The 5,171-nt window shown below is 48.6% G+C and carries 2 protein-coding genes and 1 pseudogene; 1 reads left to right on the top strand and 2 read right to left on the bottom strand.

The window, feature by feature from the left end; genetic code table 11:
• Positions 1-166: 166 nt before the first annotated feature.
• The gene (locus Q0236_RS06985; RefSeq protein WP_297916361.1) at positions 167-694 is read right to left on the bottom strand and encodes a hypothetical protein; all 528 of its coding nucleotides are present in this window, start codon (positions 692-694) and stop codon (positions 167-169) included.
• A 97-nt stretch (positions 695-791) separates the two neighbouring features.
• Between Q0236_RS06985 and Q0236_RS06980 the strand changes: the two genes are divergently transcribed.
• On the top strand, positions 792-4,235 hold the full coding sequence (locus Q0236_RS06980) for an acyl-[ACP]--phospholipid O-acyltransferase (RefSeq protein WP_297916359.1): 3,444 nt from the start codon (positions 792-794) through the stop codon (positions 4,233-4,235).
• A gap of 601 nt (positions 4,236-4,836) precedes the next feature.
• Here the strand turns inward: Q0236_RS06980 and Q0236_RS06975 are convergent.
• Positions 4,837-5,171: pseudogene (locus tag Q0236_RS06975) on the bottom strand (hypothetical protein); the annotation flags it as partial.

The raw sequence follows: 5,171 nt of genomic DNA, 5'->3' as shown, positions 1-5,171 counted from the left end.
CTCGCAATGGGAGCCCATTCTCGCCCCAAGATTACGATATCACGAACAAAAATTTAAATGGAATTTTACAAATAAACGCCGCTGCGACCCGAATTTCAGAGGCAGAATTCTAGAATTTTAAATTTATATCGCGAATTTTACGAGTCTTAAATTTAAAAGCAAAGCTCTAAATTTCAACATCCATATCCACGGATTCGATCTGCAGCCCGCGCAGACCCGCGAGTTGCTGCACCGCAGTGTCCGTCTCGGCGTTTTTGGGGAGGACGATGTGAAAGCCGCGATCAAACGCCAAGAAAAAATTCTCCCTGCCCGCAGCGATGCGATTTAGCGAGCTCGCGGCAAATTTCTCGCTTGCGCGTGGCTCGCCTTTTGAAAACGAGATCGTCTCGCCGTCCGCGACGAAGCTCATCTCCGTGCTCGAGTCTTGCGCGAGTTTGGCGGCAGAGAGATGTTTTCTTAGCATGCGGCGGTAAAATTTCGGATAAAAAATAAGCCACGCCGCACCCAAAATAACCGACGCCACGCTCGCAATCGGCGCCGTTTTTAAAAGCCCGTCGATGATGATGCCCATAAGCAAAAATTCAAACGGTATGGCGTAGGTGCTGATGAGGCGCTGCTTGCGCGCCTTTTTGCTGTAAAGCAGCATAAATTTATTGAGATTATCGACATCGCGATTTGTGATTTGCACTTTCATATTTTTCCTTTAATTTTTGCGTAATTGTAGCGAAGCCGCCTTAAATTTGCGTCCGTTAACTTCCGTGAGATAAAATCCCGCTTTTAAAGGAGCGCCCGTGAAATCTTTACTAAAAATCAACGGATTTTTGCCGTTTTTGGCGATTATGTTTATCAACGCAAGCGTCGATCTGGGCCATAAAATCACGATTCAAAACGTCCTTGTTAAAAGCGCCGATTCAGGCGCTCTCATCGCTCTAACATCGCTTGTAAATTTGCTGATTTTGCTGCCTTACGTATTTCTTTTTAGCGCCAGCGGCTATCTCAACGACAAATTCTCGCGTACCCGCATTACGCGGATCTGCGCGAAACTCGGCGTCGCGCTTACCGCGCTCATTACGCTAGGTTATCTGTGCGGGTGGTTTTATTTCGCGTTTTTTATGACGATCTTGCTTGCGGCGCAAAGCGCGATCTACTCGCCCGCCAAATACGGCTTGATTAAAAAGATCGTCGGCGCGAAAAATTTAGGCGCGGCAAACGGCCTCGTGCAGGCTCTTACCATCATCGCAATTCTGCTTTCATCTCTTGTTTTTTCGGTGATTTTCGAGCTGTTTGCAGTTCGCAGCAGCGACGCGGGCGAGCTGATGAGCTCGGTTTGGTTCATCGGCGTGCTTTTGGTCGCGGGCTCCGTGCTTGAAACATACTACTCATATAAAATTCCATTCTTCGACGCCGCGCAACCGCAGGCAGAATTTAATAAAGACGACTATCTTAAGCTTCGCTATCTAAGGCAAAATTTAAATTTTGTGCTAAAAGACAAAAACGTCCTGCTCTGCACGTTGGGACTTGCGATGTTTTGGGCTGTCTCGCAGCTCGTGATCGCGACCTTCCCGGCTCACTACAAGAGCCTTAGCGGCAGCGACAACGTAATGGTGATCCAGGTGATCTTAGCTCTTAGCGCGATCGGAATCGCGTTAGGCTCGATCTTTGCGGGCAGCTACTGCAAAAAACATATCGAGCTTGGTATCGTGCCGTTCGGCGCATTCGGGCTTGCACTCGCGCTAATGGTGCTAGCCAACGCGCACTCGGTATTTTGGCTCGGCACGGCATCGTTTTTCTTCGGATTTAGCGGCGGAATTTTCATCGTGCCGCTCAACGCCGTTATTCAGTTTTTTACCGCCGACGAGCGCATGGGACGGGTGCTTGCAGGATCAAATTTTATCCAAAATATCTTTATGGTGCTGTTTTTGCTCATCGCCATCATCTTGGTGCATTTTGCGGTCGCCAGCGGCGAAATTTTCGTTATGGCAGCACTGTGCGTGCTCATATGCGGGATCTTCGGCGCGAAATATCTGCCACAGCTTTTCGTTAGAATTTTAATCATTCCGTTTATGAAATTTGGCTACCAAGTCCACGTAGACGGCATCGAAAACATCCCGCAAAAAGGCGGCGTGCTGCTTTTAGGCAACCATATCAGCTGGATCGATTGGGCGGTGGTGCAGCTTGCCTGCCCGCGCGGGGTGCGCTTCGTAATGCATCGCAGCTACTACGATCTGTGGTATTTGAAGTGGTTTTTTAAAATTTTCCGCGTCATTCCGATCGGAGCGGGCGTTAGTAAAAGCGCGATCGAAAGCATCCGCGAGGCGCTGAATGCAGGCGAAGTGGTAGGGCTCTTCCCCGAGGGCCACATCAGCTACAACGGCCGCATAGACGAGTTTCAGGGCGGATTTGAGCTCGCCGCGCACGATACGAACTCCGTCATCGTACCTTTTTATATCAGGGGGCTTTGGGGATCGACGTTTTCGCGTGCCAGCGAGCATTATAAAAGAACGATTTCGCAAAGCGGCAAAAACGCGCTTCGCGTAAGCTTCGGCGCGCCGATCGAGGCAAATTCCAAGGCGCACGAGGTAAAGCGCGCGGTAACGGAGCTGTCGTTTTTCAGCTGGGGCAAATACCTCGCAAGCCTAAAACCGCTTGCCTACAACTGGCTAAATCAAGCCAAAAGATCGCCTTTTAAGCGCGTGGCGGTCGATAGTACGGGAGCAAGTCTCACAAATTTAGCGATGATGAGCGCCGTTTTGATACTTCGCAAAAGGCTAAAGAACCGCATAGATAGCGAGGAAAACGTCGGTATCATTTTGCCTAGCTCGGTCATCGCAAGCGCCGTAAATTTAACGCTTTTTGCGATGGGCAAAACGAGCGTAAATTTAAACTACACGCTAAGCGAAGAGAACTTAATCTACTGCGCGGATAAAGCGAATATCCGCACGATCATCAGCTCGCGCAAATTCGTAGAAAAGCTCAAATCAAAGGGTTTTGAGCTGGAGGGTTCGATCGGCGATCGGCTCGTGTATCTTGAGGATCTAAGCGAGGGCGCCTCTAAAAACGAGCGCATAGCCTGCGCGCTAAAATCGCTACTGATGCCTAAAATTTTATTTCGCGCGCTGTATTTTAAGCCGCACGCGATAGAGGACGTAGCTACGATTTTATTTAGCAGCGGCAGCGAGGGAAAGCCCAAAGGCGTGGTTTTGACGCACAAAAATATAATGGCGAACGTCCGCCAAATTTCGGAGCTCATAAACGCCACCGAGCACGACGCGATTTTAGCGTCGCTGCCGATCTTTCACTGCTTCGGGCTTACCGTAACGACGCTATTTCCGCTAAACGACGGAATTTTAAGCATCCACGTGCCCGATCCTACGGACGCCTTTAGCGTCGGCAAGATGAGCGCAAAATACGGCGCTACGATAATGTTCGGCACTTCGACGTTTTTTAGGCTCTACACCAAAAATAAAAGGCTCAATCCTCTAATGCTAGGAAGTATTCGCCTAGCGATTGCGGGCGCGGAGAAGCTAAACGAAAACGTCCGCAAGGAATTTAAGATAAAATTCGGCATCGAAATTTACGAGGGCTACGGCACGACCGAGACTGCGCCGGTGGTGAGCGTAAATACGCCGAACGTCCTCGAACCCGATTTTTTCAAAGAGCTTCACTTCAATCGCGAAAAGAGCGTCGGCTTGCCGCTTGCAGGCACGGTCATAAAAATCACCGATCCCGCCTCGCTTCAGCCGCTATCAAACGGGCAGGAGGGGCTTATCTTAATCGGCGGGCATCAGGTTATGAAGGAGTACTACGATGAGCCGGCAAAAACCGCCGAAGCGATCGCGCAAATAAACGACGTGCGCTACTACAAAAGCGGCGACATCGGCTATATCGACGACGACGGGTTTTTATTTATCACCGACCGCCTCTCGCGCTTTGCCAAAATCGGCGGCGAGATGATTAGCCTGGGCGCGGTAGAGAGCGCCGTGGGCGAAATTTTAGGCGAGAGCGCGATCTATTCGTGCGTGAATCTAAAAGACGAGAAAAAGGGCGAAAAGATCGCTCTGCTTTACGTGGGCGAGACGAGCGAGGATGAAATTTCGCGCCGCCTGAAGGACTCCGCGCTGGCGCCGATAATGCAGCCAAGCGTCGTGAAAAAGGTCGAGCAAATCCCGGTGCTCGGCAGCGGCAAGGTAAATCTCAAAGCGGTAAAGGATCTGGCGATAGAGCTTGGGCTTTAGGGCAAAATCTAAGTAAAAGGATTTGGTTAGTGTGAGGCTTTAAAGCCGCGGAATTTTGGCTGTATTACAGAACTACGAAATTTCGCGCTGCGAAATTTTAATCGATTTAAATTTTAAAAAACTTTGTAATAAAATGTGCCGTATGTAAGCTTATGGAGGCTACTGACGCTGCTCGTCGTTATTGGCTATAAAACAAGAGCGCGACGACAGAATTTCGCGATGCGGATTTGTGAAGCCAGGGGGGGGTCTAAGGCGTTAAATTTCAGGCTGCAAAATTCAAAGTCGAGAAAAATCTGCCTGCTAAATTTCGATTAATTCAGTTTGTAAAATTACGCGCATAAGGCGTCTTAGTAAAATATAAAATTCCGTGCTTAAAATTCCACGCCGCGACATAAAAAGGAATTTTAATCGTGGCAAACAAGCGCGACATATCGACTCAGCCATGAAATTCCGCATTAAAATTTTACGCCGAAACCGCAGACGAAATTCCGCACAATTCTATTGAAATTCTATGAAATTTTACCGAAAATGAAATTCTTTAAATTTCGTGGTGGAGCGGAATTTAAAATTCCGCTCCACCACTCAAGAATTCCGCAGCGTACTATCTTATATAAAACTCCGCTAGCGCGTTTTTAGACGTAACATTTTTACCCACAGATTCTTCTTTGCCGTCCGCCGTTAGCTTAAATTCAGGCGCCAAATCTACGCTCTTATCGTTATTGACGACGAAATTAAGCTCTATCGTTGCGCTAGACGGCGCCGCTTTATCGGACATGCCATAATCGGCTTTTAATTGCTCGGGCGTCAATTGCGAACGATACGCCACATTTTTCAAGAAGTCTATTACAGCAGGCAGATATGTATCCGTTTTCTTATGATCATCGCCTTTCAGAATCTCGCTTTCTAGTGAGCTATCGCAATCGACTAATTTCTTCT

Origin of the sequence: uncultured Campylobacter sp. (genome assembly GCF_938031315.1) — a bacterium.
Taxonomy (GTDB): domain Bacteria; phylum Campylobacterota; class Campylobacteria; order Campylobacterales; family Campylobacteraceae; genus Campylobacter_B.
Note: the sequence above shows the minus strand (reverse complement) of the source record. Positions and strands in the feature narration are given on the sequence as shown.